Genomic DNA, 24,993 nt, shown 5'->3' with positions numbered 1-24,993 from the left:
CGGCGCACGGACAAGTCCCGCGCGTACCGCGTCACCCGTCCGGCCGCACGAGGACACCCACGTACCGAGGTACCGGGGTGCCGTCCCCCGCTGCGGCCCCTCAGACGTACTCCGTCGGCAGCACGGCCTCGCCGCGCGAGAGCTGCATCGCGGACATCGGGAGCCCGGCGCGGGCCGCGATGTGCCGCTCGCGTGCCGCATCCAGCGGCTCGCGGGCGACCACCTCGCCGCCGCGCACCAGCGGCACCATGAGCTGCCGGTCCGCGAGCTCGGCCGGCACCGGCCCCGTGCCGATGACCTCGGCCTCCGCCACGCCGTCCGCGTCCGGGCGCCGCGCGGCCCACTTGCGGCCCCCGTGGGACGCCTTGCCGCCCATGGACTTCTTCGCGACCGGCCGCAGCGGCGCGCCGTCGCCGTTGCTGTCGGCGCGCGCGACCAGCTTGTAGACCATCGAGCAGGTGGGGTGGCCGCTGCCGGTGACGAGCTGGGTACCGACGCCGTACGCGTCCACGGGCGCGGCGGCCAGCGAGGCGATGGCGTACTCGTCCAGGTCGCTGGTGACCACGATCCTGGTGTCCGTCGCGCCCAGCTCGTCGAGCTGCTGGCGCACCCGGTGGGCGAGCAGCAGCAGGTCGCCGGAGTCGATGCGGACGGCGCCGAGGCCGGGCCCGGCCACCTCCACGGCGGTACGGACCGCCTCCGTGACGTCGTAGGTGTCCACCAGCAGAGTCGTTCCTGCACCGAGGCTGTCGACCTGCGCGGTGAACGCGTCCCGCTCGTTGTCGTGCAGCAGGGTGAAGGAGTGCGCGCTCGTGCCGGCCGTCGGGATGTTGTACCGGAAGCCGGCCGCGAGGTCGGAGGTGGTGTGGAAGCCGCCCACGTACGCGGCGCGGGAGGCGGCCACCGCGGCCAGCTCGTGGGTGCGCCGGGCGCCCATCTCGATCAGCGGGCGCTCGCCGGCCGCGACCGACATCCGGGAGGCCGCGGCGGCCACCGCCGAGTCATGGTTGAGGATCGAGAGGATCACCGTCTCCAGCAGCACGGCCTCGGCGAAGGTGCCCTCGACGCGCAGGATGGGGGAGCCGGGGAAGTAGACCTCGCCCTCCGGGTAGCCCCAGATGTCGCCGCGGAAGCGGTAGTCGGCGAGCCACGCGCGGGTGGTCTCGTCGAGGATGCCGCGCTCGGTGAGGAAGTCCAGGATGGTGGCGTCGAAGCGGAAGTTCTCCACCGCGTCCAGCAGCCGTCCGGTGCCCGCGACCACGCCGTAGCGGCGGCCCTCGGGCAGCCGCCGGGTGAAGACCTCGAAGACCGAGCGCCGGTCGGCGGTGCCGGACCGCAGCGCGGCCTGCACCATGGTGAGTTCGTACTGGTCGGTGAAGAGCGCAGTCGACGGCACGGCCACCGGCAGCCCGAGATCGGCAACGTTCACTTCCGCTTACCTCGCAATTCGACGTCCCGAGACCGCACCGGACCGGCTGGGGGTCCGGGGGTCATCCCCCGGAGGATGCAGTCATACGAGGATGCTACCTCGCGTACTCGTCACATTGACGATTTCCCCGGGTCATTTGTGCGCGCGCCCCTCCTGGGTGGCAGCATGGGACCCGTGAGTGTCGCACCGACGGAGATCGAACGTCCTGAAACGACCGAGGCGCCCTTCGAGGTGCCCGAACCCGACGTCCCCTGGGTCACCGTCGTTCACAATGACCCCGTCAATCTCATGAGTTACGTGACCTACGTGTTCCAGGCGTACTTCGGGTACTCCAAGGAGAAGGCACGCAAGCTCATGCTCGATGTCCATCGGAAGGGCCGCGCGATCGTGTCCAGCGGCACCCGCGAAGAAATGGAGCGCGACGTGCAGGCGATGCACGGCTACGGCCTGTGGGCGACCCTCACGCAGGACCGCTGATGGCCGGCCACTTCGAAGCCCTGCCCGGCGGCGGCGCGGCAGCCGCCTTCGACGAGGTCGAGATCTCCATCCTGCGCAGCCTGGCCGTCCAGCTCATGGAGCTGGTGGGCCCCGTCGACGAGCCCGCCGAGGGCGAGGACCCGCTGGACGCGCTCTTCGCCGAGGGGCCCAGCGAGCCGCCGTCCGACCCTGCGCTGGCCCGGCTCTTCCCCGACGCCTACGGCGGCCCGGACCATGTGCCGGACGACGACGCGCGCGCCGCCTCGGCGGAGTTCCGCCGCTTCACGGAGAACGATCTGCGGACCCGCAAGCGCGAGGACGCCCTCGCGGTGGTCCGCTCCCTGGACGCACTGTCCGCCGAGGGCGGCAAGGGCTCCGAGGGCGCGGTGCTGCGGCTCAAGCCGGACGAGTCCCAGCAGTGGCTGGGCGCGCTGAACGACCTGCGGCTGGCGATCGGCACCCGGCTGGAGGTCAGCGACGAGGACGACGGCAGCGAGCTGCTCGGCCTGCCGGACGAGGACCCGCGCAAGCCGATGGCGATGGCGTACCTCTGGCTCGGCGGGCTCCAGGAAACCCTGATCGAGACGCTGATGCCCGAGTGAGAGCGGCGTCGGCTTCCGGGCCGCTTTCCGGTCCGGCGGCCGCCCCGCGATCATGGCCCGGACCGGCGCCTTCGTGACCCGGACGGTACGCCCGACTACGTACGGAGATGCGTTCGCTCAACGGACGATCAAATCCGGATAACGATCGCATTACTGCTGCGCCCGCCCTTCCTGCGCCTTTTGAATTTTGTCGGTTTTTCCCTGTCGTGCCCTACGGTGTCCCGGTAGTACATCCCAAGTGGTCGTGGTAAAAACTCTCGACCTGCCGTCGGCGACGCCACCCCTGTCGCCGCGGGAGCGCTGCGCCGGCCGACCGTTGGCGATGCAGGACTCCATCCGGGGGGATCGGGACCCGATCCGGAACAGACCGGGTCGGAATGGAGAAAGGCGCACCACACATGACCTCAGCGCAGGTCGACAGTCAGCACGGCGTCACCGACGCCGCGGGATCTGCCCCCGAAGAGGGCTATCAGCGCGGTCTGGGAAACCGGCAGATCCAGATGATCGCCATTGGTGGCGCCATCGGAACGGGCCTGTTCCTCGGGGCGGGCAAGGCGATCTCCAAGGCCGGGCCGAGCATCATCCTGGCCTACGCCATCGTCGGGCTCGTCATCTTCTTCATCATGCGTGCCCTGGGCGAGCTGCTCATGTACCGCCCGGTGTCCGGCTCCTTCTCGGAGTACGCCCGCGAGTTCCTCGGCCCCTTCATGGGCTTCGTGACCGGCTGGACGTACTGGCTCTTCTGGGTCGTCACCGGCATCACGGAAGTCACGGCGGCCGCGACATACGTCCAGTACTGGAATCACGACATCCCGCAATGGGTGTCCGCACTGGTCTTCACCGTCGCCCTCTTCGGGATCAACCTGATCTCCGTGAAGATCTTCGGTGAGCTGGAATTCTGGTTCTCCATGGTCAAGGTCACCGCCATCATCGGCATGATCCTGATCGGCCTCGGCGTGATCATGCTGGGCTTCTCCGACGCCGGTGACACCGCGTCCTTCAGCCTCCTGTGGTCGCACGGCGGCTTCTTCCCCAAGGGCATCGGCGGCACGCTGATGACCCTGCAGATCGTAATGTTCGCCTTCCTCGCCGTCGAGCTGGTCGGCGTCACCGCGGGTGAGGCCACCGACCCGAAGAAGGTCCTGCCCAAGGCGATCAACACCGTGCCGTGGCGGATCGGCCTCTTCTACATCGGCTCGCTGATCATCATCCTGTCCGTCGTGAGCTGGACCGTCTTCGAGCCGGGCGTCAGCCCCTTCGTCGCGGCCTTCGCCAAGATCGGCCTGCCGGCCGGCGCCGGCATCGTGAACTTCGTCGTGCTCACCGCGGCGCTGTCCTCGGCCAACTCGGGCATGTACTCCACCGGCCGCATGCTGCGTGACCTGTCCCGCAACGGCCAGGGCCCGAAGATCTTCGACAGGCTCAGCAAGAACGGCCTGCCGACCACCGGCACCGGCGTCTCGGTCGCGATGATGCTGGTCGGCGTCTGGATCAACTACCAGTGGCCGGGCGAAGCCTTCAACTACGTCGTCTCCTTCGCCACGATCTCCGGCATGTGGGCCTGGATCGTCATCCTCCTCTCGCAGCTCCGCTACCGGGCCAAGGCCAACCGCGGCGAGCTGCCGCAGTCGGAGTTCAAGGCGATCGGCGCGCCGTACACCTCGATCTTCGCGCTGGCCTTCATCGCCATGGTCATCGTGATGATGGGCATCGACCCCGACACCCGGATCTCGCTGTACGCGGCGCCCATCTGGGCCGCGATCATGGGCATCGGTTACCTCATCATCAAGCGTCGGGACCCCAACGTCTTCGCGCGGGGCTCCGTCGACGCCGCGAAGAAGGACTGACCCGCGGCGACGGCTTCCGCTCGCTGTCCAGCATCCGGGCCCGTACGTATCACTTGGTGGTACGTACGGGCCCGATGCTTATTCTGGTCGGCATGCTGACCATCACCCGGGCCCTCTACGACCAGATCGTCGAGCACGCCCGCAAGGACCACCCCGACGAGGCGTGCGGGGTCCTGGCGGGCCCGACGCCGGCGCCCGCCGAGGGCCGCCCCGAGCGGTTCATCCCGATGCTGAACGCGGCACGCTCGCCCACGTTCTACGAATTCGACTCCACCGACCTGCTCAAGCTCTACCGCGAGCTGGACGACCGGGACGAGGAGCCCGTCGTCATCTACCACTCGCACACCGCGACCGAGGCGTACCCGTCCCGTACGGACGTCTCGTACGCGAACGAGCCGAACGCGCACTATGTCCTGGTCTCCACCGCGGACACCGATGACGCGGGCCCGTTCCAGTTCCGCTCCTACCGGATCGTGGACGGTGTGATCACCGAAGAAGAGGTCGAGGTCGTCGACGCGTACGCGTGACGCCCGTCACCCCTTGCCCGTGCTCGGCCCCGGCGGCGCACGGCCCGCCGGGGCGTCCCGATTGGCCGCATCCCACATGGTGTGCACCGTCCGTCCGCATCCCGAGACCGGGTTCCAGTACCCGGACCGGGAATCGATACGATGACCGCATGGTTGACCACGACGTGAGCGAGAAGACGCCGGGCATGCTGCTCGTTGCGCGGCTGCACGTCGACCTGTGCCGCCTCGCCAGCGCGATGTGTCCGCGCCGCGCAGCCGGCTGACCGGTTCCGCCTGCCCGCACGACAGGCGCCCGGCCGAGACGGCCGGCGGGCTGAACGCCTACCCCGCCCGCGTCCCAGGACGCCTCGCCCGACGCGCCCCGCAGCGGCGCACTCCAGACTCGCTCTCCGGCCCCTTTCCGGGAAGCGTCCCAGCCAGCCGAAACAGGAGCATCCTCATGGCCATCGAGGTCCGAATCCCGACCATCCTGCGCACCCACACCGACGGCCAGAAGGCCGTGGAAGGCAGCGGCGACACCCTCGGCGAGCTCTTCGACGACCTGGAGACCCGGCACGCCGGCATCAAGGAGCGCCTGGTCGAGGGCGAGCAGCTCCGCCGCTTCGTCAACGTCTACCTGAACGACGAGGACGTCCGCTTCCTCGACGGCATCACCACGAAGGTCGCCGACGGCGACAGCGTGACGATCCTTCCGGCGGTCGCCGGCGGCTCCCGCTGATGCGGTACGACAGCCCGCTCGCCGCGGTAGGCAACACCCCCCTGGTGCGCCTGCCGCGGCTGTCGCCCGCCGACGACGTGCGGATCTGGGCCAAGCTGGAGGACCGCAACCCCACCGGCTCCGTCAAGGACCGCCCCGCGCTGCACATGATCGAGCAGGCGGAGAAGGACGGCCGGCTCACCCCCGGCTGCACCATCCTGGAGCCCACCAGCGGCAACACCGGCATCTCGCTCGCCATGGCGGCCAAGCTCAAGGGCTACCGCATCGTGTGCGTCATGCCGGAGAACACCTCCCAGGAGCGCCGCGAGCTGCTCGCCATGTGGGGCGCGGAGATCATCTCCAGCCCGGCGGCAGGCGGCTCCAACACCGCCGTACGCGTCGCCAAGGAGCTCTCCGCCGAGCACCCCGACTGGGTGATGCTCTACCAGTACGGCAACCCGGACAACGCGGGCGCGCACTACGCCACCACCGGCCCGGAGATCCTCGCCGACCTGCCCTCCGTCACCCACTTCGTGGCGGGCCTGGGCACCACCGGCACCCTCATGGGCGTCGGCCGCTACCTGCGCGAGCAGGTCCCGGGCGTGCAGATCGTGGCCGCCGAGCCGCGCTACGACGACGTCGTCTACGGCCTGCGCAACCTCGACGAGGGCTTCATCCCGGAGCTCTACGACGAGTCCGTGCTGACCACCCGTTACTCGGTCGGCTCGGCGGACGCGGTGCGCCGCACCCGCGAACTCCTCGCCGAGGAAGGCATCTTCGCGGGCGTCTCCACCGGCGCCGCGCTGCACGCCGCGATCGGCGTCGCGAAGAAGGCCCTCAAGGCCGGCGAGAGCGCCGACGTGGTGTTCGTCGTCGCCGACGGCGGCTGGAAGTACCTCTCCACCGGCGTCTACACCGCGGAGAGCACCGAAGCGGCCATCGAGACGCTGCACGGCCAGCTCTGGGCGTGAGCCCGTCCGCACGCTGACTCGCTTCCTGAAGGCGCCCGGCCCGTACGGCCGGGCGCCTTTCCGCTGTCCGGAGCTCTGCCGGGGCGCCTAGCGGGCCAGATGCCGGACCTGGTCCCACAGCAGCGGATCCACCGTGCCCGCGCGGCGCCGGAAGTCGGCCACCGCGACCTCCCGCAGCTCGTCCGTCTCCAGGAAGCTCGGCCGGCCCTGCGCGTCGCCCACCGTTCCGGGCCGCAGCGGGATCACCCCGGGCCGCTCGTCGTGGTACCGGCTGGTGATCTTCGCGACCAGCGCGGACCCGCCCCGTACGGCCAGGACCAGGCACGGCCGGTCCTTCGCGGCCGCCATGTCCTCGAACGGCACCATCGCCCACCAGATCTCGCCCGGCTCCGGAGCGCCGCCCTTGCCGGGCCGCGTACGTACCGGCAGATCACCGGGGCGCCGCGAGGCAGGCCCGGTACCGCGTCCGGCGGGCCGGCGCGGCCCGCGACCGGGCCGCCGGCCGCCGCGCCGCGGACCACGGTCCGAACGGGCCCGTCCGTCGACGACCGCCGCCACCAGCGCCAGTACGACCACGGCCAGCACCGCCGGCCACCATGAGGTGTCCACGCCTGCCTCCTCGCTCGCCGCCCGGAAGATCTTCCCGCCAGGTGACCGTATATACCGGCCCCCGCCCCTCCCGGCACAAAGGCCCACCCGGACTGGTGATTCCGCCCACAGCTCGCCCCGCTGGAGGAGCCACCGGCCCTTTCGCGCCTTACCCTCGTGGGCACTGCAACGACTGGTACGGACCGGCCGAGCACGGCCCAAGCCCCGCATGGACCCGCCGCACCGCCCCCGCCCACGGAGGTTCACGCCCCTATGAAGCTCACTGTCGTCGGATGCTCGGGGTCGTTCCCTTCGACGGAATCGGCCTGTTCGAGCTACCTCTTGGAGGCCGACGGCTTCAGGCTGCTCATCGACATGGGCAACGGTGCCCTCGGCGAGCTGCAGCGCCACTGCGGTCTCTACGACCTCGACGCGGTACTCCTCTCCCACCTGCACGCCGACCACTGCATCGACCTCTGCGGATACTTCGTCGTGCGCTACTACCGCCCCGACGGCGGCCGCTGCGCACCGATGCCGGTCTACGGCCCGGCCGGTACGGAGCGCCGCCTCACGGCCGCCCACGCCGACCTGCCGACCGACGACGCCATGAGCGAGGTCTTCGACTTCCGCACGCTGGCCCCCGGCACCTTCACCGTGGGCCCCTTCACGATCCGTACGGAACAGGTCAGCCACCCCGTGGAGGCGTACGGCTTCCGCATCGAGCACGGCGGCCGGTCGCTGACGTACTCGGGCGACACCGGCGTCTGCGAGGCGCTGGACACCCTCGCCGAGGGCACCGACTTCTTCCTCTGCGAGGCGTCCTTCACGCACGGCAAGGAAGACATCCCCGACCTGCACCTCAACGGCCGCGAGGCGGGCGAGCACGCGGCCCGCGCCCGCGCCGGCCGCCTGGTCCTCACCCACATCCCCCCGTGGACCGACCCCGGCATCAACCTCCGCGACGCGCAGGAGGTCTTCAACGGCCCGGTGGAGGTCGCCAAGGCGGGCGCGGTGTACGAGATCTGACGCCACGTACGGACGAGGCCCCCGGAACCACGCGGTTCCGGGGGCCTCGTCGCTCACGGGCGGGATCTCACGCCTTCGTGAGGTCCTCGACCTCCTCCTCGGGCTCGCGGCCCGGGGTGGTGAGGTTGAACTTCGTGATCGCGAAGCGGAAGAGCACGTAGTAGATCACCGCGAAGACCAGACCGATCGGGATGATCAGCCACGGCTTGGTGGCGAGGTTCCAGTTCAGTACGTAGTCGATGAAGCCCGCGGAGAACGTGAAGCCGTCGTGCACGCCGAGCGCCCAGGTGAGCGCCATCGACACGGCGGTCAGCACGGCGTGGATCCCGTACAGCACCGGCGCGATGAACATGAACGTGAACTCGATCGGCTCGGTGATACCGCAGACGAACGAGGTCAGGCCGAGCGAGATCATCATGCCCAGGACGGCCTTGCGGCGCTCCGGGCGCGCGGTGTGCGCGATCGCCAGCGCGGCGGCCGGCAGGCCGAACATCATGATCGGGAAGAAGCCGGACATGAACTGGCCGGCGCTCGGGTCGCCCGCGAAGAAGCGGCCGATGTCGCCGTGCACGACCTTGCCGGCCGCGTCGGTGAAGTCACCGAGCTGGAACCACGAGACGGTGTTCACGAACTGGTGCATGCCGATCGGGATCAGCGCACGGTTGATCAGGCCGAAGAGGCCCGCGCCGACTGCGCCGAGACCGGTCATCCACTCGCCGAAGCCGGAGATCGCCTCGCCGATCGGCTCCCAGACCAGGGTGAAGAGCACGCCGACCGCGGTGCCGACGAAGGCCATGATGATCGGGACCAGCCGGCGGCCGTTGAAGAAGCCGAGCCAGTCCACCAGCTTGGTGCGGTGGAAGCGCTGCCACAGGACCGCGGCCAGCAGGCCCATGATGATGCCGCCGAGCACGCCGGGGTTGTTGACGACCGGCTCGACCCACTTGCCCTTGTCGATGTGGCCTTCCTCGACGGGGAATGCCTTGAGGACGTTGCTGTAGACCAGGAAGCCGACCAGGGCGGCCAGCGCGGTGGAGCCGTCGGCCTTCTTCGCGAAGCCGATGGCCACGCCTATGCAGAACAGCAGCGGCAGGTTGTCGAAGACCGCACCGCCCGCAGCGGCGAAGACCTTCGACACATCGATCCAGCCCAGGCCGTCCTTGCCGAAGACATCGGGCTGGCCGAGACGGTTGAGGATGCCCGCGGCGGGCAGGACGGCGATCGGCAGCTGGAGGCTGCGACCGATCTTCTGCAGGCCCTGGAACAGGCCGGATCCCCGCTTCTTAGCGGGTGCCGCCTTGCCGGCGGTGGCCGTACTCATCGGATTCCTCCTGGTGAGGCGGGCTCGGGGAAGGGGCAGCCCGCTAGTCTGGTCTACACCACTGAGTGGTTTAGACCATACTTAGCATGTCGTCACCGCATAAAGGAATCCGTTCCTCCTGATCGTTATGGCGGCACACGGAACGGCTCCGGAACCAAGTATTCCGGAGCCGTTTTCCGACCACGCAGGGGAGTGCCTACTTCACGTTCCGCTGCCCTCTCGCTCTGCCTCACTTCACGTTCTGCTGCTCCATCTCGTCGCCCACGTCCTCCGGCTCGCGCCCCGGAGTCGCCAGATCGAACTTGGTGATCACGAAGCGGAAGACCGCGTAATACACCACCGCGAAACACAGCCCGATCGGAATGATCAGCCACGGCTTGCTCGCCAGGCCCCAGTTGATGACGTAGTCGATCAGGCCCGCCGAGAAACTGAACCCGTCGTGCACCCCCAGCGCCCAGGTCACCGCCATCGACACACCCGTCAGCACCGCGTGCAGCACATACAGCAACGGCGCCACGAAGAGGAACGAGTACTCGATCGGCTCGGTGATCCCCGTGACGAACGACGTCAGGCCGACCGACAGCATCATGCCCGCGATCTCCTTGCGGCGGTGCCGCTTCGCGCAGTGCGTGATCGCCAGCGCCGCCGCCGGCAGCGCGAACATCATGATCGGGAAGAACCCGGACGTGAACTGACCCGCACTCGGATCGCCCGCCAGGAACCGGTTGATGTCACCGTGCACCTGCGTCCCGTCCGGCTTCGTGAAGTCGCCGAACTGGAACCACATGAACGTATTCAGGAACTGGTGCATACCGATCACCAGCAGCGCACGGTTCGCCACACCGAAGATCCCGGAACCCGTCGCCCCCAGATCCACCATCCACTTGCTGAAACTCGTCAGCGCGTCACCGATCGGCGGCCACACGAACAGACAGATCACCGCGAAGAGCAGCGCCACGAACGACATGATGATCGGCACCAGTCGGCGGCCGTTGAAGAAGCCCAGCCAGTCCACCAGCTTCGTACGGTGATACCGCTGCCAGAACCACGCCGACAGCAGCCCGATCACGATGCCGCCGAACACCCCCGGATTCTGATACCCGGCCGGCGTCCCCGTCCCGTCCTTCGCCACGCACGCGCCCCCGAGCGGCCCGCCGCTCACGAACGTCGCGCCGCTCGCGCAGTCCACCGGGAACTGGTGCAGCACGTAGTAGTACATGAGGAAACCCGTGACGGCCGCCAGCGCCGTCGACCCGTCCGCCTTCTTCGCCATCCCGATCGCGACGCCCACGCAGAACAGCAGCGGCAGCCCCAGCGAGGAGTCCAGCAGCGCCTGGCCGGCACCCGCGAACACCTTCGCCACGTCGTCCCAGCCCAGCCCGTCCGCGCCGAACACGTCGGGCTGCCCGAGACGGTTCAGGATCCCCGCCGCCGGCAGCACCGCGATCGGGAGCTGCAGGCTGCGCCCCATCTTCTGCAGGCCCTGGAACAGCCCGCCGCCCCACTTCTTCCTCGGCGCCGCCGCCGCGTCCGAACTCATCCGCATCCTCCCGGCCGCCGGCCCCACGACGGCCGACTCGTGCTTGCCGCATACTGGTGGTGTAGACCATTCGTAGTGGCGCTACGGGGCCTCCCGGAGGCAACTCCAGGTGGTCGCCATCATTCGCCAGACAACGGACATACGCCCGTCCAACAGGGCTGAACGTGCGTTACCGTGTGGAATCCTTCGGCACAACCGCCGACGGCCGAGACAAGCAGGAGTGGACATGGCCAGCAAGGCTGAGAAGATCGTCGCCGGGCTCGGCGGCCTCGACAACATCGAAGAGGTCGAAGGCTGCATCACCCGTCTCCGCACCGAGGTCGTCGACCCCTCCCTCGTCGACGAGGCCGCCCTCAAGGCCGCCGGCGCGCACGGCGTCGTGAAGATGGGCACCGCGATCCAGGTCGTCATCGGCACGGACGCCGACCCGATCGCGGCGGACATCGAAGACATGATGTGAACGTCGCGCGTCGAAGCCGCGAGGTGAGCTGAGCCGCCGGGCTCACGCTGAGCCGCCGCGCTCGCGCCGAGCCACCACGCCCGCGCTGAGCCGCCGCGCTCGCGGCGAAGGCCCCGTCCGTACGTGCGTACGTACCCGGAACGGGGCCTTCGGCATTCCCGATAGGGTCGTCACCATGTCTCGAATCGACGGCCGCACCCCCGAACAGCTCCGCCCCGTCACCATCCAGCGCGGATGGAGCAAGCACGCCGAGGGCTCCGTCCTCATCTCCTTCGGCGACACCAAGGTCTTCTGCACCGCCTCCGTCACCGAAGGCGTACCGCGCTGGCGCAAGGGCAGCGGCGAGGGCTGGGTGACCGCCGAGTACTCCATGCTCCCGCGCTCCACCAACACCCGCGGCGACCGCGAATCCGTCCGCGGCAAGATCGGCGGGCGCACGCACGAGATCTCCCGCCTCATCGGCCGCTCACTCCGCGCCGTCATCGACTACAAGGCCCTCGGCGAGAACACCATCGTCCTGGACTGCGACGTCCTCCAGGCCGACGGCGGCACCCGCACCGCGGCGATCACCGGCGCGTACGTCGCCCTCGCGGACGCCGTCGCCTGGGCCCAGGGCAAGAAGCTCATCAAGGCCGGCCGCAAGCCGCTCACCGGCACCGTCTCCGCCGTCTCCGTCGGCATCGTCGACGGCACGCCCCTCCTCGACCTCTGCTACGAGGAGGACGTCCGCGCCGAGACCGACATGAACGTCGTCTGCACCGGCGACGGCCGCTTCGTCGAGGTCCAGGGCACCGCCGAGGCCGAGCCCTTCGCCCGCGACGAGCTCAACGCCCTCCTGGACCTGGCCGTCACCGGCTGCACGGACCTGGACAAGGCCCAGCGCGAGGCCCTGGCCGCGACGCTGTGACGGGGCGCGCGAGCGCGCCGGGCGGTCGGTGTTTCTGCCGTTTTCAACGGTCCATTGGTGATCTGTGACGTTCCCCTCGTGGGGCGTGCATCTCTAGGAATGCACGTGCCACAGGCGCAAGGTGGGACGTGCGCCCGTACCGCGAGGTACCCGGGTGCGCGTCCACCAGCACCCCACGACGAGGAACCGCACCGTCATGCCTGCTGAAGCCGCTGCCGCCGCCCTCGACGCGCCCGCCGCCCGCACGGGTGGCCCCAACGACCACTCGCCGTGGATGGAACACGTCCTCGGCTGGACCCTCGTGGTCGTCCTCGCCATGTTCCTGACGCAGACGGGCCTGGTCTGACCGGACGGGCCTGGTCTGGCCCGATCCGGCCGGCCGAGCGGGCGTGACTTACGTATCGTTCCGCCGCAAACCCGGCACGATCCGGCCCCGTCGGCAACCAAATCCACGCGCCACGCGTTCCTCCCTTTGCCGGCTTTACCTGCTTTACCTGTTCCTTTACTTGTCATTGCCAAAGGGAGGGCCCTGCCCATGTCCGCGTACCGTCTCGCCCACCGCCGCCGCACGCCCGGCTCCGGTGCCCGGCCCGCCCGCCGCGCGGCCATGACCACCGCCTCCGCCGTGGCGGCCATCGCCCTGGCCGTTCCCGTCCTCACCGGCTGCGGGGCCGTCCAGACAGCCCTGGACTGCGCGCAGACCGCCACCGCCGTCGGGAAGAACGTCGACGAGCTTCAGCAGGCATTCTCCGGCGGAGCCGAGAACCCCGCGGAGGCCCAGCAGGCCCTCGACAAGATCGACAAGAACCTCGACGAGCTCGGCGACCAGAGCGACAACGCCGACATCGGCAAGGCCGTCGACGACCTCTCCCGCGGCGTCAAGGACGCCCAGCAGTCCCTCGACCAGGGCAAGACCCCCGACACCGCCCCCATCGAATCCGCCGCCGCAGAACTCACCAAGATCTGCACCCCGGGCTGAGCCGGGCGGCACGAGGGGCGACCCACGGGGGGCGAGGGGCCGCCCCCCCCGGAGGCGGGACCTGCTCATCTCGTGCGGCCCGACGGGGCGCCGGGCGGAGCCCACTCATGCCGTTGTCGTGCGCCCCGACCCGGCGTCGGGCGGGCCCCTCATGCCGTTGTCCTGCGGCCCGACGGGGCGTCGGGCGGGGCCCGCTCATCTCCTGCGGCCCGACCGGGATAATCGCTCACCATGAAGCACCAGCGCCTGATCCTCGCCACCCGCAACGCCGGCAAAATCACCGAACTCCGCGCCATCCTCACGGCGGCAGACCTCGACATCGAGCTGGTCGGCGCCGACGCCTACCCGGACGTTCCCGACGTCAAGGAAACCGGCGTCACCTTCGCCGAGAACGCCCTCCTGAAGGCCCACGCCCTCGCCCGGGCCACCGGCCACCCCGCCGTCGCCGACGACTCCGGCCTCTGCGTGGACGTACTCGGCGGCGCCCCCGGCATCTTCTCCGCCCGCTGGGCCGGCCGCCACGGCGACGACCAGGCCAACCTGGACCTGCTCCTCGCCCAGCTCTCCGACATCGCCGACGAACACCGCGCGGCCCACTTCGCCTGCGCCGCGGCCCTCGCCCTCCCCGACGGCACCGAACGCGTCGTCGAAGGCAAACTGGAGGGCACCCTCCGCCACACCCCCGCCGGCACCGGCGGCTTCGGCTACGACCCCATCCTCCAGCCCGAAGGCGACACCCGAACCTGCGCCGAGCTGACCGCGGACGAGAAGAACGCGATCAGCCACCGGGGTAAGGCATTCCGCGCCTTGGCGCCGGTGGTCCGGGAGCTGCTGGGCTGAACCCTGAAAAACAGCTCGGTCGTCTCCTCGCAGCGAGGAGACGACCGAACGCGGTGGGCCCGGTGGGACTCGAACCCACGACACACCGGACCTAAACCGGCGCCCTCTTGGCCAGCTGGGGTACGGGCCCGCGCCGCCCACTCTACTGGGTCCGGCTGGTGACATTGGGTCCGGTTGGCGTCAGCGGACGCCGCGGCGCCAATCACCTCCCCGGCACCAGGTACTTGTGATCGCATGGCAGTTGGGGCAGAGCAGTCGCAGATTCTCGGCCTGGTTGTCACTCCAGTCCCCGCTGATGTGATCGATCTCCAGCGTCATCGGCCGCCCGTGCCACGAGGGGGTGTGCCGCATGTGGCGCACCGTTCAGCGACGCCGATCTCCAGCAGCGCGCGGCGCAGCAGTGACGTGCGGGTGCGGTGCACGGCGTTGTTTTTCACCAGTACCTCGTCGGCGCGAAGTCTGGCAGGGTCAGGCTTTCCCCGCTTGTGCGCCTGCCCCAGGAAGTGGGTGGTATCGGATGACGTCTTCGGTCACCCACTGGCGGAACAACGTGCGAGTACGGGCGTTGACCGGCCTGCCCAGACGCCGGAGGGCACCTGCCACGGAGGACGATGCGCTGACGACAGCTCGCAGTGACTCCTTCGGGGGGCGCGGGTGCGCGGTGCGTCGTGGAACGGACGTGAAGTGCGATATGTCGATACCGAATTCTTCGAAGTGCCTCGCCAGACGACGCCGCAACTCCGGGTGCGAGTGACTACCGCAATAGGCGATCACCTCCTCGATATCGGTACAGCGGGTCGCGGCTTCGGTCAGCAGCTCCCGGGTGTACCGCACGCTTGCGCTCATGGGCGGCGGCCCCGGTAGGAGTCCGTCGTGGAATGACAGTTCGGGCACAGGAAGCGCAGGTTCTCCGGGCGGTTGTCGCGCCAGTCGCTGTTGATGTGATCCACCTCCAGCGGCAACGGCTGGTCCTGCCAGGTCGGGCCGATTCCGCACATGGCACAGCGCTCGGCCGCGCCGCGGACCAGTAGGGCGTGCCTCAGCCGTTGTGCCGGGATACGGCGGGCGTTGGCAGGGTCCTGCTTTCTCAGCAATTCCTCCCGTGCGCGTCGCCGACGCGTACTCGGCCCAGAGTGCTGCGTGTCGCCGAAGTGCGACGTGTCGATCCCCAACGCTCGTATCCGGCGGCTGATGTGCGTGTGGTGGCCGCCGACGACGTCCAGGCCGAGGTGGCGGAGGACGTCGCACATGTTGGTCGAGGAGGCCACGGCCGCTTCCAGGGCTTCCTTTGTCCAGCGGTTGCCTTCGCGTTCGAAGTGCGACGTGTCTATGCCCAGGGCCTTCATGCGGGCGCGCAGATAGCTGCGGGACGGACCTTTCGGGTCCACGCCGAGGCGGAGTAAGGCTTCCGAGAGGGTGCCGGAGGCGGCCGCGGCCTCGGAGAGGCGGGCTTGGGTATATGGGCTGGCGGGCATGGGGTCCCCCGTTCGACGGCCATCCGATGGGGCCGGTTGTTCTGATGTCGAACGGGTCAACGGCTGGACACTAGCGAGAGTTACGCAGAGTGAGGGCAGAAATGAAGAATCCCCCGATCGGGTGATCGGGGGATTCGGGGGAGGCGGCCCGTCGTCAGAAGCGGGGGTCCGGGGACTGGGCCGAAACCATTTCGACTGCTTCCTCGTGGGTGGCTACCGAGGGTGGGGAGCCTTCGAGGGGCTGTTGGGCGGTTTCCTTCATGAAGAGGACCGCGATGACGCCGACCAGGGCCGCGCCCATCGCGTAGTACGCCGGGACCATCTCGTTGCCGTGGAAGGCGCCCATCAGGGCGGTGATGACCAGCGGGGTCGTGCCGCCGAAGAGGGACGTGGAGAGGTTGTAGCCGATGGAGAGCGAGCCGTAGCGCACGTTGGTCGGGAAGAGCGCCGGGAGGGCCGCCGACATCGTGCCGAGCAGGCAGACCAGGGAGAAGCCCATCAGCAGCATGCCGATGCAGACGAACAGCAGGCTGCCGTCCTTGACCAGCATGAAGGAGGGGATGGAGAGGACGAAGAAGCCGAGCATGCCGGTCATGAGCAGCGGCTTGCGGCCGAAGCGGTCGTTGAGGCGGCCGACGTAGTTGATGACCAGCATCAGGACGACCATGGTGCCGAGCAGGACCAGCAGGCCGTGCGACTCCTTGTAGTGGAGCGTGTCGGTCAGGTACGTCGGCATGTACGACAGCAGCATGTAGTCGGTGATGTTGTACGCGCCGACCAGGCAGATGCACAGGATGAGCGCGGGCCACTGCTGGGAGAAGATCTCGCCGAGCTTCTTCTTGGGGGCGTTCTCGGAGAGGTGGGAGAACTCCGCCTCTTCTTCGGAGAGGGAGCCCGTCGCGCTGTGCGTCTCGCTGGCTTCGAGCTTCTGGAAGGCGGGGGTCTCGTCGAGCTTCATCCGCAGGTAGAGACCGACGATGCCGAGGGGGCCCGCGACGAGGAAGGGCAGGCGCCAGCCCCAGTCGCCCATGGCCCCGGAGCCGAGCAGGGTGTTCAGGAGCAGGACGAGGCCGGCCGCGCCGGTGTACCCGGCGAGGGTGCCGAACTCCAGGAAGCTGCCGAAGTAACCGCGCTTCTTGTCGGGGGCGTACTCGGCGATGAAGGTCGAGGCGCCGCCGTACTCGCCGCCCGTCGAGAAGCCCTGGACCAGCCGGAAGAGGATCAGCAGGACCGGCGCCCAGACGCCGATGGTGGCGTACGACGGGATGAGGCCGATGGCGAAGGTGCCGACGGCCATCATGATCATGGTGAACGCGAGGACCTTCTTGCGGCCGATGCGGTCGCCGAGCGGGCCGAAGTACGCGCCGCCGATGGGCCGTACGAGGAAGGCCACGGCGAACGTCGCGAACGAGGAGAGCAGGCTCGCGGTGTCGCTGCCGCTGGGGAAGAAGACGTGGCCGATCGTGACCGCGAGGTAGCTGTAGATGCCGAAGTCGAACCACTCCATCGCATTACCGACGGCGGCGGCCTTGACGGCGCGCTTCACGATCTTTTCGTCGGTGATGGTGATGTCGGTGCGGCGGAGTTTGGGGTTCCTGCGGCGGGCGACGGCACGGAAGAGCGTGCGGTGGCGCCTGACTGCCTCCCGGTCCAGCTCGGTCCCGGAGGCGGCATCGGTACTGCCGGTCGGCACGAGTGCGGTCCTCTCGCTCGGTCGGTCCGCGCACTGCGCGGTGGGCTCGTTTCGAAAGGGGCGCCTGCGCGGATACGGAGCCGGTCAAACCACTTTGAAGGCAGAACGCGAGATTCGTCACTCGGTGTGGGCCAGCGGGCCGCCAGCGCTTGCCCGGTCCGTGGGCCGGGAACGGCCCCGGGTTACAGCCCCAGGTCCTTGATGATCTTGGCAACGTGGCCGGTGGCCTTGACGTTGTACAGGGCGCGCTCGACCTTGCCGTCCTCGTCGACGATGACGGTGGAGCGGATGACGCCGGTCACCGTCTTGCCGTAGAGCTTCTTCTCGCCGAAGGCGCCGTACGCCTCCAGGACGCTCTTGTCGGGGTCACCGAGGAGGGTGACCTTCAGCTCCTCCTTCTCGCGGAACTTCGCGAGCTTCTCGGGCTTGTCGGGGGAGATGCCGATGACGTCGAAGCCGTGGCCGGCCAGGAAGTCGAGGTTGTCGGTGAAGTCGCACGCCTGCTTCGTGCAGCCGGGGGTCAGGGCCGCGGGGTAGAAGTAGACGATGACCTTGCGGCCCTTGCGGTCGGCGAGCGAGACCTGCTTGCCGTCCGCGTCGGGGAGGGTGAAGGCGGGGGCGGTGTCGCCGGGCTGCAGTCGCTCGCTCATGGTTCTCCTCAGAAGGGGAAGAAGGGTGGGCCGGTGGTACGTGCCGACCTCGGTGGGCGGGTGTTCCGTCCCGAGGTTACTGAGGGCCGCTGACAGGCCCTCCCGGCATCGGCCGGTTCCCCTCTTTGTACGCCGCGCGGGCGCGTTGATCGGGGGTGCCGTGGAGCGGGAAGGGTGGTGAGCTGACAGACTGTCCATCAGGAACCATCGAGGATCTGTACTCACCGGCCGAAACGACGGAGGCAGCGCGGTGTCGGATGCCAGGACCCCTGCGCAGATCGAGGCGGACATTCTCCGCCGGCGGCAGGAGCTCGCCGTGACGCTCGACGAGATCGGCGTGCGGCTGCACCCCAAGACGATCGTCGGCGACGCGAAGGCGAAGGCGGCGGCGGCCGTGGACCGTACGGCCGGGCGGGCGTACGTAGTGGCGAACCGAGCGGTCTCCGACGTCCGCGCGCAGCTCGTCTCGGAGGACGGCGCGCCGCGGATGGAGCGGATCGTGCCGGTGGCGCTGGTCGCGGTGGGCCTGGTGGGGCTGTTGGCGATGGGCGCGCGCAAGCGCCGGTCGTAGGACCAGTGGTAGGCATCGGTCCTACCACCGGTCGCAAGTGCCAGTCGTACCACCGGTTCGTAGGCACCAGTCGTACGCAGGGGGGCTTTACCTGCCGGGCCGGGGCCCGGCCCGTGCCCCGGTGCAGGTACGGTCTTGGCGTGAGCCCGAACAACACTCAGGACAGCCACGACAAGCTGCCGATCCGGATGCTGCACGACAGGGTGCTCGTCCGTACCGATATCGCCGAGGGCGAGCGGCGCTCGACCGGCGGGATCGTCATCCCCGCGACGGCCGCGGTGGGCCGTCGGCTGGCGTGGGCCGAGGTCGTCGCGGTGGGGCAGAACGTCCGTACCGTCGAGCCGGGGGACCGGGTGCTGTACGACCCGGAGGACCGTGCCGAGGTGGAGGTGCGCGGCGTCGCGTACGTACTGATGCGGGAGCGGGATCTGCACGCGGTGGCGGCGGAGCGCCTGGAGGGCGCCGAGGACTCCACCGGGCTGTATCTCTGAGCCGCCTCCCTGCCCGTCCAGCAAGACTCTGACCAGCACGTTCCGCGGGCGGTGACCGGTGTCACCGCCCGTTTCGGCATGGCTTGCTAAGGTCGGAGACATCCCGACGAGACGCGCCGTACCGGGTCATGACAAGACGACGCACCCCTGTAGATGCGCGCACGTGTGTGCGCTGGTCATGGAGGTGCCGTCATGGCATGGGTACTGCTGTTCGTCGCCGGTCTGCTGGAGGTCGGCTGGTCGATCGGGATGAAGTTCACCGAGGGGTTCACCCGGCTCTGGCCCAGCCTGTTCACGGGCGCGGGCATCATCGCGAGCATGGCCCTGCTGTCGTACGCCGCGAAGACGCTGCCGATCGGTACGGCGTACGGCGTGTGGGTGGGCATAGGTGCCGCCGGTGCGGCGGTGGTGGGCATGCTGGTGCTGGGTGAGCCGGCGACCGCGGCCCGGATCTTCTTCATCTGTCTGCTGCTGGTGGCCGTCGTGGGCCTGAAGGCGACCTCCGGGCACTGACCCCGTGACGAGAGCCCGCGACGGGAGCCCGTGACGAGGGCCCGTGACAAGCGCACGAGAACGGACCCCGGTGGCCGCCCGGCCACCGGGGTCCGGTGCGTCCTACTCCTGTCCCGGCGGTGTGCCCGGCGCCCCGCCCGGGCCGCCGCCCGGTTCCACCGTCGGGAAGTCCTCGGTGGGTGCCGTGGTGGGCGGCGGTTCGGACGGGAAGGTGGGCTCGGGCGGCTCGACGGTGGTGGGCGGCGCGGTGGTCGGCGGGAGCGTGGCCGTGGGCGGGGTCTGCGCCGGGGTGCTGGGCGCCCCGGTGTCGCCGCCCGGGGTGGTGGGCGGCGCGGTGGCCGTGGGCGCCGGTTCGGTGGCGCCGCTCTCCAGCTCCAGGTCGAAGTCCTTGGCGGGCTTGCCGTCCAGCGCGGCCGCGGTGTAGTCGGCCCAGATCTCGGCGGGGAAGCCGCCACCGTTGACGCGGGGCAGGCCGCCCGCGCCGTACAGCGGTTCCTGCGCCGCGGTCTTGGGGTTCTGGCCGAGTACGGCGACGACGGTGGCCAGGTCGGGGGTGTACCCGGCGAACCAGGCTGCCTTGTCCTCCTCGGCGGTGCCGGTCTTGCCGGCGGCGGGGCGGCCGGCCGCGCGCGCGGCCGCGCCGGTGCCGCCGGGGCTCTCGACGACGCTGCGCAGGATGGAGGTGGTGGTGTCGGCGGCCTCGCGGGGCATCGCGGTCTGCTCGGGCCGGTCGGGCAGGGTGAGGTTCTCGCCGTTCTTGGTGATCTTCTGGATGAAGGTGTACGGGACGTGCTTGCCGTGGTTGGCGAGGGTGGCGTACGCGCCGGTCATCTGCAGCACGCTGGGCGTGGCGGTGCCGAGCGAGATGGCGCCCTGGGACTCGCTGAGGCCGGGGGTCTGCGCGGGGATGCCGAGGTCGACGGCGGTGTCCTTGACCTTGTCGGGGCCGACGTCGATGCCCATCTGGGCGTAGACGGCGTTGACGGACTTGTCGGTGGCCTCGCTGACGGTGATCTGGCCGTAGCTCTTGTCGTCCTCGTTGGCGGGGGCGAAGCCGGTGGGCTGTCCGTCGTTGACGGTCATCCGCTTGTTGGTGCCGTCGTAGACGGTCTGCGGGGTGATCGTCTGCCCGTCCTGGGTCGTTGCGTGGTTGGCGACGGCGGAGGCGAAGACGAAGGGCTTGAAGGTGGAGCCGACCTGGTAGTCGGCGCGGGTGGCGCCGTTGACGAACTGCTGGGCGTAGTCGATGCCGCCGTACATGGCGACGACCTTGCCGGTGGCGGGGTCGATGGAGGCGCCGCCGGCCCGGACGTTCTTGTCGGCGTCGCGGTTCTTCTTGTCGAGCCGGTCCATCAGGCGGTCGTCGACGGCCTTTTCGAGGGCGAGCTGCTTCTTCTTGTCGATGGTGGTGGTGATGCGGTAGCCGCCGCCGGCCAGGTCGTCCTTGTCGAGGATGTCGTTCTCGGTGAGGTAGTCCTTGATGGCGTTGACGAAGTAGCCGCGGCGGCCGGAGAGGCCGGAGGGGGTCTTGGCCACGCCGGGCGGGTCGAACTTTATGGCGGCGCGCTGGGAGCCGGTCAGCCAGCCCTTCTTGACCATGCCGTCCATGACGTAGTTCCAGCGGGCCTCGGCGCGCTGCCGGTTCTCGGGGTGGACGACGATGTCGTACTCGCTGGGGGCGTTGAGGAGGGTGGCGAGGTAGGCGCCCTGCGCGACGTTCAGGTCCTCGACGTCCTTGTTGTAGTACGCCTGGGCCGCGGCCTGGATGCCGTAGGCGTTGCGTCCGTAGTAGCTGGTGTTGAGGTAGCCCTCCAGGATCTCGTCCTTGCTCACCTCGCGGTCCAGCTTGATGGCGATGAAGAACTCCTTGGCCTTGCGGGTGACGGTCTGTTCCTGGCCGAGGTAGTAGTTCTTGACGTACTGCTGGGTGATGGTGGAGCCGGACTGCTTGCCCTTGCCGATGACGGTGTTCCAGGCGGCGCGGACCATGGCGACGGGGTTGACCGCGGACTCGCTGTAGAAGTTGCGGTCCTCGGCGGCGAGGACGGCGTGCTGGACCTTCTTGGGGATCTGGCTGAGCTTGACGTTCTCGCGGTTCACGTCGCCGTCGCGGGCGAGCTGGGTGCCGTCGGTGAAGAGGAAGACGTTGCTCTGGGCCTTGGCGGCCTGGTTGGCGGGCGGGATGCCGACGAGGAGGTAGCCGGCGAGGAAGCCGCCGACGACGATCAGCAGGACCACCAGGATGCCGCCGAGGGTCATGCGCCAGGTGGGTACGGCGCGGCGCCAGCCGGTGCGCCGTGGGCGGCTCTTCTTGCCGGAGGGCGGTGCGGTGCTCGGTTCCTCCTCTGGGGAACCGTTACTTCCCTGACCGTCCTGCTGCGGATCGTCGTTCATGTCAGTACTGACTCCTCGGCCGCCGCCGATGGTTGTGCTGCGGCGGGATCGGTGTCGTGGTGGGCGATTCGCGCCCTACGTCAAAAAAAGGCTTTATCTATCGAAAAGAAGGTGTCGCCCGATAAGGGGCTGTCGCCCGATAAGAAACTCTCGCATCATGCGTTCCAGGCCCAGAGGGTGGCACGCACATGTGACCGGTCTGTGACCGGCCGAATGGGTTCCTTGCCTCACCAGTACGGGTGATAAACGCGTGGTGCGTCCCCGCCGACAGGGCTAGCCTCGGGTGTTTTGGCACCGGACGGCGGGGGGCGGGGCAGTGGGCGGAGCCGTGGGGCTGTACGCGGCCGTCGCGCGGGGCGGTTTCCGGCGGTACGCGACCTACCGCACCGCCACCGCCGCCGGCGTGTTCACCAACACCGTCTTCGGGTTCATCATCGCCTACACGTATCAGGCGCTGTGGGCCGAGCGGCCGCGGCTCGGCGGCTACGACCAGGCACAGGCGCTGACCTTCGTGTGGGTCGGCCAGGCGCTGCTGGCGACGGTGGCGCTGGCCATCGGGGGCGGCCTGGACGAGCTGCAGGAGCGCATCCGTAACGGGGACATCGCCGTCGACCTCCACCGGCCGGCCGACCTCCAACTGTGGTGGCTCGCCGCCGACCTGGGCCGGGCCGGCTTCCAGCTCCTCGGTCGCGGGGTGGTGCCGATGGCGGTCGGCGCGCTGGCCTTCGACCTCGCGCTGCCCGCCGATCCGGCCCTGTGGGCGGCCTTCCTGGTGTCCGTGGTGCTCGCGGTGACCGTCGGCTTCGCCCTGCGCTACCTCGTGGCGCTCACCGCTTTCTGGCTGCTGGACAGCGCCGGGGTGGCGGTGCTCAGCGGTCTGGCGGCGATGTTCTTCTCCGGGATGCTGCTGCCGCTGCGGGCCTTCCCCGGCGGCTTCGGCGAGGTCGCGCGGCTGCTGCCGTGGGCCTCGGCCCTCCAGGTGCCGGCCGATGTGCTGCTGGGGCGGTACGAGGGGGCCGCCGTGCTCGGCGCGCTGGCGTTCCAGGCGGGCTGGGCGGCGGCGCTGCTGACGGTGGGCCGGCTGGTCCAGTCGGCGGCCACCCGGAAGGTGGTGGTGCAGGGTGGCTGAGTCTTTCGGGCGGGCCGCGCTGGTGCGGCACGGGGTACGGGCGTACCTGCTGATCGTAGCGATGTGGGTCCGGTCCACACTCACCTACCGGGCGTCGTTTGTGATCATGGCCGTCGGCAATGCCGCGGGCAGCGGCCTGGAGTTCGTGACGATCCTTCTGATGTTCTCGCACATCGACACGCTCGGCGGATTCGGGCTGCCCGAAGTGGCCCTTTTGTGCGGGTCGTCGGCCACCGCGCTGGGGCTCGCGGACCTGTTGCTGGGCAACGTGGAGCGGCTCGGCTCACGGGTGCGCGACGGCACGCTGGACATCCTTCTGGTGCGCCCGGCGCCGGTGTACGTGCAGGTGGCCGCGGACCGGTTCGCGCTGCGCCGGGTCGGGCGGCTCGCGCAGGCCATGGTGGTACTGGGCTGGGCGCTGACCCGCGTTCAGGTGGACTGGACGCCGGGCCGGGTGGTGCTGGTCGCGGCGATGCTGCTGAGCGGCGCGGCGATATTCGGCGCGATCTTCACGCTCGGCGCCGCCTTCCAGTTCTGGGCCCAGGACGCCGCCCAGGTGCAGAACTCCTTCACATATGGCGGAAACGCGATGCTGCAGTACCCGCCCTCCGTCTTCGCCAAGGACCTGGTCCGGGGCGCCACCTTCGTCGTCCCGCTGGCCTTCGTGAACTGGCTGCCCGCGCTGCGCCTGATGGGCCGCGACGACCCGCTGGGGCTGCCGGGCTGGGTGGACTTCATGGGGCCGGTGGTGGCCGCGGTGATGTGCGGGGGAGCGGCGCTGGCGTGGCGGGCGGGGCTGCGCGGTTACCGGAGCACGGGGAGCTGATCATGACGGACGGTACTGGCGCGGAGACGCCCTTCATCGAACTGGACGGGGTGCGGAAGGTCTTCCAGGTGCGGCGCAAGGCGGGCCGGCTGCGGCGCACCAAGCACGAGGTGCGGGCCGTGGACGGCATCTCCTTCACCGTGGGGCGCGGCGAGATGGTGGGGTACATCGGCCCGAACGGCGCGGGGAAGTCCACCACCGTCAAGATGCTGACGGGCATTCTGGTGCCCAGCGCGGGCCGCATCCGGGTGGCGGGCATCGACCCCTCCCGCGAACGCACCGGGCTGGCCCGCCGGATGGGCGTGGTCTTCGGGCAGCGCACGACCCTGTGGTGGGACCTGCCGCTGCGGGACTCCTACGAGCTGGTGCGGCGGATGTACCGGGTGCCGTACGACACGTACCGCAAGAACCTCGACCGGTGCGTGGAACTGCTGGACCTCGGGCCGCTGCTGGCGGCGCCGGTGCGGCAGCTCTCGCTGGGGCAGCGGATGCGCGGGGACATCGCGGCGGCGCTGCTGCACGACCCGGAGGTGCTGTACCTGGACGAGCCGACGATCGGCCTCGATGTGATCAGCAAGGCGCGGGTGCGGGACTTCCTGCGCGAGGTGAACGCCTCGCTGGACACGACCGTCCTGCTCACCACCCACGACCTCACCGACATCGAGCAGTTGTGCCGGCGGGTGATGGTGATCGACCACGGGCGGCTGGTGTACGACGGCGGGCTCGCGGGGCTGCACGAGGTGGGGGAGAGCGAGCGGACGCTGGTGGTGGACCTGGCGCGGGAGATGGCGCCGATCGAGGGCGTGCCGGGCGCGCGGACGGTGAAGGTGGAGGGGCCGCGGCAGTGGCTGGCGTTCCCGGCGTCGCAGAGCGCGGCGCCGGTGGTGGCGGCGGTCGCGGAGCGCTGGCCGCTGGTGGACCTCTCGGTACGGGAGCCGGACATCGAGGACGTGATCGCACGGATGTACACGGGACGCGCCGAGTGAGGACCGGACCGGCGGGCGCTGAAGCAACAGCGCCCGCCGCCCTTACAGCGCCCG

27 protein-coding genes, 1 tRNA gene and 1 riboswitch are annotated in these 24,993 nt (G+C 69.6%); of the genes, 19 read left to right on the top strand and 9 right to left on the bottom strand.

Translation table 11 applies throughout. From position 1 onward, the window contains the following. Window positions 1–100: 100 nt before the first annotated feature. Window positions 101–1,429, bottom strand: a complete 1,329-nt coding sequence (locus tag IG84_RS0128880) for a nicotinate phosphoribosyltransferase (protein ID WP_031063237.1) — start codon at window positions 1,427–1,429, stop codon at window positions 101–103. 165 nt (window positions 1,430–1,594) lie between these two features. Here IG84_RS0128880 and clpS point away from each other — a divergent pair, with 165 nt between their 5' ends. The 7 genes from clpS to IG84_RS0128845 all read left to right on the top strand — a co-directional run bounded on the left by clpS (window position 1,595) and on the right by IG84_RS0128845 (window position 6,550). After that, window positions 1,595–1,906, top strand: coding sequence for an ATP-dependent Clp protease adapter ClpS (gene clpS / locus IG84_RS0128875; RefSeq protein ID WP_031063234.1), 312 nt, complete (start codon window positions 1,595–1,597; stop codon window positions 1,904–1,906). After that, the gene (locus IG84_RS0128870; protein WP_031063231.1) at window positions 1,906–2,508 is read left to right on the top strand and encodes a DUF2017 domain-containing protein; all 603 of its coding nucleotides are present in this window, start codon (window positions 1,906–1,908) and stop codon (window positions 2,506–2,508) included. The genes clpS and IG84_RS0128870 overlap by 1 nt, the downstream gene beginning before the upstream one ends. 398 nt (window positions 2,509–2,906) lie before the next feature. After that, complete coding sequence (locus IG84_RS0128865) at window positions 2,907–4,355, top strand: amino acid permease (RefSeq protein ID WP_031063229.1); 1,449 nt, start codon at window positions 2,907–2,909, stop codon at window positions 4,353–4,355. Between the two features lie 92 nt (window positions 4,356–4,447). Further along, on the top strand, window positions 4,448–4,882 hold the full coding sequence (locus IG84_RS0128860) for a M67 family metallopeptidase (RefSeq protein WP_031063225.1): 435 nt from the start codon (window positions 4,448–4,450) through the stop codon (window positions 4,880–4,882). A 149-nt stretch (window positions 4,883–5,031) separates the two neighbouring features. Beyond that, entirely contained in the window at window positions 5,032–5,145 is a 114-nt protein-coding gene (locus IG84_RS42830) for a putative leader peptide (RefSeq protein WP_342668472.1), read from the top strand. 176 nt (window positions 5,146–5,321) lie between these two features. Then, entirely contained in the window at window positions 5,322–5,600 is a 279-nt protein-coding gene (locus IG84_RS0128850; RefSeq protein ID WP_031063220.1) for a MoaD/ThiS family protein, read from the top strand. Then, window positions 5,600–6,550, top strand: a complete 951-nt coding sequence (locus IG84_RS0128845; RefSeq protein ID WP_030250243.1) for a PLP-dependent cysteine synthase family protein — start codon at window positions 5,600–5,602, stop codon at window positions 6,548–6,550. Before IG84_RS0128850 ends, IG84_RS0128845 begins: the two co-directional genes overlap by 1 nt. 87 nt (window positions 6,551–6,637) lie before the next feature. Here IG84_RS0128845 and IG84_RS0128840 read toward each other — a convergent pair whose 3' ends face one another. After that, window positions 6,638–7,159, bottom strand: a complete 522-nt coding sequence (locus IG84_RS0128840; RefSeq protein ID WP_031063204.1) for a type II toxin-antitoxin system PemK/MazF family toxin — start codon at window positions 7,157–7,159, stop codon at window positions 6,638–6,640. A 252-nt stretch (window positions 7,160–7,411) separates the two neighbouring features. Here IG84_RS0128840 and IG84_RS0128835 point away from each other — a divergent pair, with 252 nt between their 5' ends. Further along, the gene (locus tag IG84_RS0128835; protein ID WP_031063201.1) at window positions 7,412–8,164 is read left to right on the top strand and encodes an MBL fold metallo-hydrolase; all 753 of its coding nucleotides are present in this window, start codon (window positions 7,412–7,414) and stop codon (window positions 8,162–8,164) included. A 67-nt stretch (window positions 8,165–8,231) separates the two neighbouring features. Here the strand turns inward: IG84_RS0128835 and IG84_RS0128830 are convergent, their stop codons facing one another. Further along, the gene (locus IG84_RS0128830) at window positions 8,232–9,485 is read right to left on the bottom strand and encodes a PTS transporter subunit EIIC (protein ID WP_031063199.1); all 1,254 of its coding nucleotides are present in this window, start codon (window positions 9,483–9,485) and stop codon (window positions 8,232–8,234) included. 229 nt (window positions 9,486–9,714) lie between these two features. Beyond that, window positions 9,715–11,025: a PTS transporter subunit EIIC gene (locus IG84_RS0128825; protein ID WP_031063197.1), complete on the bottom strand. Its 1,311-nt coding sequence runs from the start codon at window positions 11,023–11,025 to the stop codon at window positions 9,715–9,717. Window positions 11,026–11,251: 226 nt separating this feature from the next. On the opposite strand from IG84_RS0128825, the gene IG84_RS0128820 reads away from it, so the two are divergent. From IG84_RS0128820 to rdgB, 5 genes are all read left to right on the top strand, one after another. Next, window positions 11,252–11,485 (top strand): PTS sugar transporter subunit IIB, encoded by a 234-nt coding sequence (locus IG84_RS0128820; RefSeq protein WP_030250235.1) that lies wholly within the window; start codon window positions 11,252–11,254, stop codon window positions 11,483–11,485. A 175-nt stretch (window positions 11,486–11,660) separates the two neighbouring features. Next, window positions 11,661–12,392 (top strand): ribonuclease PH, encoded by a 732-nt coding sequence (gene rph, locus IG84_RS0128815; RefSeq protein WP_031063195.1) that lies wholly within the window; start codon window positions 11,661–11,663, stop codon window positions 12,390–12,392. Between the two features lie 196 nt (window positions 12,393–12,588). Further along, entirely contained in the window at window positions 12,589–12,738 is a 150-nt protein-coding gene (locus tag IG84_RS38260) for an SCO1431 family membrane protein (protein ID WP_107053988.1), read from the top strand. 189 nt (window positions 12,739–12,927) lie between these two features. Beyond that, entirely contained in the window at window positions 12,928–13,371 is a 444-nt protein-coding gene (locus IG84_RS0128805; protein WP_245659633.1) for a hypothetical protein, read from the top strand. A gap of 231 nt (window positions 13,372–13,602) precedes the next feature. Further along, window positions 13,603–14,211, top strand: a complete 609-nt coding sequence (rdgB, locus tag IG84_RS0128800) for an RdgB/HAM1 family non-canonical purine NTP pyrophosphatase (RefSeq protein ID WP_031063190.1) — start codon at window positions 13,603–13,605, stop codon at window positions 14,209–14,211. Window positions 14,212–14,265: 54 nt separating this feature from the next. Here rdgB and IG84_RS0128795 read toward each other — a convergent pair. The 4 genes from IG84_RS0128795 to bcp form a co-directional block, all read right to left on the bottom strand. Next, a tRNA-Leu gene (locus tag IG84_RS0128795) sits at window positions 14,266–14,341 on the bottom strand. Window positions 14,342–15,053: 712 nt separating this feature from the next. Further along, on the bottom strand, window positions 15,054–15,686 hold the full coding sequence (locus tag IG84_RS0128790) for an HNH endonuclease signature motif containing protein (RefSeq protein WP_031063187.1): 633 nt from the start codon (window positions 15,684–15,686) through the stop codon (window positions 15,054–15,056). A 154-nt stretch (window positions 15,687–15,840) separates the two neighbouring features. Beyond that, window positions 15,841–17,379, bottom strand: coding sequence for an MFS transporter (locus tag IG84_RS0128785; RefSeq protein ID WP_031063184.1), 1,539 nt, complete (start codon window positions 17,377–17,379; stop codon window positions 15,841–15,843). 182 nt (window positions 17,380–17,561) lie between these two features. After that, complete coding sequence (gene bcp / locus IG84_RS0128780; RefSeq protein WP_031063181.1) at window positions 17,562–18,029, bottom strand: thioredoxin-dependent thiol peroxidase; 468 nt, start codon at window positions 18,027–18,029, stop codon at window positions 17,562–17,564. 250 nt (window positions 18,030–18,279) lie between these two features. Between bcp and IG84_RS0128775 the strand changes: the two genes are divergently transcribed. The 3 genes from IG84_RS0128775 to IG84_RS0128765 all read left to right on the top strand — a co-directional run bounded on the left by IG84_RS0128775 (window position 18,280) and on the right by IG84_RS0128765 (window position 19,604). Beyond that, on the top strand, window positions 18,280–18,600 hold the full coding sequence (locus IG84_RS0128775; RefSeq protein ID WP_031063178.1) for a DUF3618 domain-containing protein: 321 nt from the start codon (window positions 18,280–18,282) through the stop codon (window positions 18,598–18,600). Between the two features lie 188 nt (window positions 18,601–18,788). Further along, entirely contained in the window at window positions 18,789–19,091 is a 303-nt protein-coding gene (locus IG84_RS0128770) for a GroES family chaperonin (protein WP_019711573.1), read from the top strand. Between the two features lie 86 nt (window positions 19,092–19,177). Next, a riboswitch (guanidine-III (ykkC-III) riboswitch) is annotated at window positions 19,178–19,237 on the top strand. Window positions 19,238–19,283: 46 nt separating this feature from the next. Further along, window positions 19,284–19,604 (top strand): DMT family transporter, encoded by a 321-nt coding sequence (locus IG84_RS0128765; protein WP_031063175.1) that lies wholly within the window; start codon window positions 19,284–19,286, stop codon window positions 19,602–19,604. Between the two features lie 102 nt (window positions 19,605–19,706). Here IG84_RS0128765 and IG84_RS0128760 read toward each other — a convergent pair whose 3' ends face one another. Further along, entirely contained in the window at window positions 19,707–21,998 is a 2,292-nt protein-coding gene (locus IG84_RS0128760) for a transglycosylase domain-containing protein (protein ID WP_031063172.1), read from the bottom strand. A 316-nt stretch (window positions 21,999–22,314) separates the two neighbouring features. Here IG84_RS0128760 and IG84_RS0128755 point away from each other — a divergent pair, with 316 nt between their 5' ends. The 3 genes from IG84_RS0128755 (at window position 22,315) to IG84_RS0128745 (ending at window position 24,939) form a co-directional block, all read left to right on the top strand. Further along, the gene (locus IG84_RS0128755) at window positions 22,315–23,127 is read left to right on the top strand and encodes an ABC transporter permease (protein WP_245659632.1); all 813 of its coding nucleotides are present in this window, start codon (window positions 22,315–22,317) and stop codon (window positions 23,125–23,127) included. Window positions 23,128–23,188: 61 nt separating this feature from the next. Then, the gene (locus IG84_RS0128750; protein ID WP_078649505.1) at window positions 23,189–23,953 is read left to right on the top strand and encodes an ABC transporter permease; all 765 of its coding nucleotides are present in this window, start codon (window positions 23,189–23,191) and stop codon (window positions 23,951–23,953) included. 2 nt (window positions 23,954–23,955) lie between these two features. Then, a complete protein-coding gene (locus IG84_RS0128745) occupies window positions 23,956–24,939 on the top strand; it encodes an ABC transporter ATP-binding protein (RefSeq protein WP_031063164.1) in 984 nt (327 codons plus the stop codon). Window positions 24,940–24,993: the final 54 nt, after the last annotated feature.

The sequence above is a fragment of the Streptomyces ochraceiscleroticus genome, from assembly GCF_000720485.1.
Lineage (GTDB): Bacteria > Actinomycetota > Actinomycetes > Streptomycetales > Streptomycetaceae > Streptomyces > Streptomyces ochraceiscleroticus.
This window is presented reverse-complemented; position numbering and strand designations above follow the sequence as displayed.

Coding starts and splice junctions, on each gene's coding strand:
- rph (WP_031063195.1), top strand. CDS start 11,661: ATGTCTCGAATCGACGGCCGCACCCCCGAACAGCTCCGCCCCGTCACC.
- IG84_RS0128750 (WP_078649505.1), top strand. CDS start 23,189: ATGTGGGTCCGGTCCACACTCACCTACCGGGCGTCGTTTGTGATCATG.
- IG84_RS0128825 (WP_031063197.1), bottom strand. CDS start 11,025: ATGAGTTCGGACGCGGCGGCGGCGCCGAGGAAGAAGTGGGGCGGCGGG.
- IG84_RS0128820 (WP_030250235.1), top strand. CDS start 11,252: ATGGCCAGCAAGGCTGAGAAGATCGTCGCCGGGCTCGGCGGCCTCGAC.
- IG84_RS0128865 (WP_031063229.1), top strand. CDS start 2,907: ATGACCTCAGCGCAGGTCGACAGTCAGCACGGCGTCACCGACGCCGCG.
- IG84_RS0128830 (WP_031063199.1), bottom strand. CDS start 9,485: ATGAGTACGGCCACCGCCGGCAAGGCGGCACCCGCTAAGAAGCGGGGA.
- IG84_RS0128770 (WP_019711573.1), top strand. CDS start 18,789: ATGCTGCACGACAGGGTGCTCGTCCGTACCGATATCGCCGAGGGCGAG.
- IG84_RS0128850 (WP_031063220.1), top strand. CDS start 5,322: ATGGCCATCGAGGTCCGAATCCCGACCATCCTGCGCACCCACACCGAC.
- IG84_RS0128805 (WP_245659633.1), top strand. CDS start 12,928: ATGTCCGCGTACCGTCTCGCCCACCGCCGCCGCACGCCCGGCTCCGGT.
- bcp (WP_031063181.1), bottom strand. CDS start 18,029: ATGAGCGAGCGACTGCAGCCCGGCGACACCGCCCCCGCCTTCACCCTC.
- IG84_RS0128860 (WP_031063225.1), top strand. CDS start 4,448: ATGCTGACCATCACCCGGGCCCTCTACGACCAGATCGTCGAGCACGCC.
- IG84_RS38260 (WP_107053988.1), top strand. CDS start 12,589: ATGCCTGCTGAAGCCGCTGCCGCCGCCCTCGACGCGCCCGCCGCCCGC.
- IG84_RS0128760 (WP_031063172.1), bottom strand. CDS start 21,998: ATGAACGACGATCCGCAGCAGGACGGTCAGGGAAGTAACGGTTCCCCA.
- IG84_RS0128790 (WP_031063187.1), bottom strand. CDS start 15,686: ATGCCCGCCAGCCCATATACCCAAGCCCGCCTCTCCGAGGCCGCGGCC.
- rdgB (WP_031063190.1), top strand. CDS start 13,603: ATGAAGCACCAGCGCCTGATCCTCGCCACCCGCAACGCCGGCAAAATC.
- IG84_RS0128745 (WP_031063164.1), top strand. CDS start 23,956: ATGACGGACGGTACTGGCGCGGAGACGCCCTTCATCGAACTGGACGGG.
- IG84_RS0128870 (WP_031063231.1), top strand. CDS start 1,906: ATGGCCGGCCACTTCGAAGCCCTGCCCGGCGGCGGCGCGGCAGCCGCC.
- IG84_RS42830 (WP_342668472.1), top strand. CDS start 5,032: ATGGTTGACCACGACGTGAGCGAGAAGACGCCGGGCATGCTGCTCGTT.
- clpS (WP_031063234.1), top strand. CDS start 1,595: ATGGGACCCGTGAGTGTCGCACCGACGGAGATCGAACGTCCTGAAACG.
- IG84_RS0128845 (WP_030250243.1), top strand. CDS start 5,600: ATGCGGTACGACAGCCCGCTCGCCGCGGTAGGCAACACCCCCCTGGTG.
- IG84_RS0128835 (WP_031063201.1), top strand. CDS start 7,412: ATGAAGCTCACTGTCGTCGGATGCTCGGGGTCGTTCCCTTCGACGGAA.
- IG84_RS0128765 (WP_031063175.1), top strand. CDS start 19,284: ATGGCATGGGTACTGCTGTTCGTCGCCGGTCTGCTGGAGGTCGGCTGG.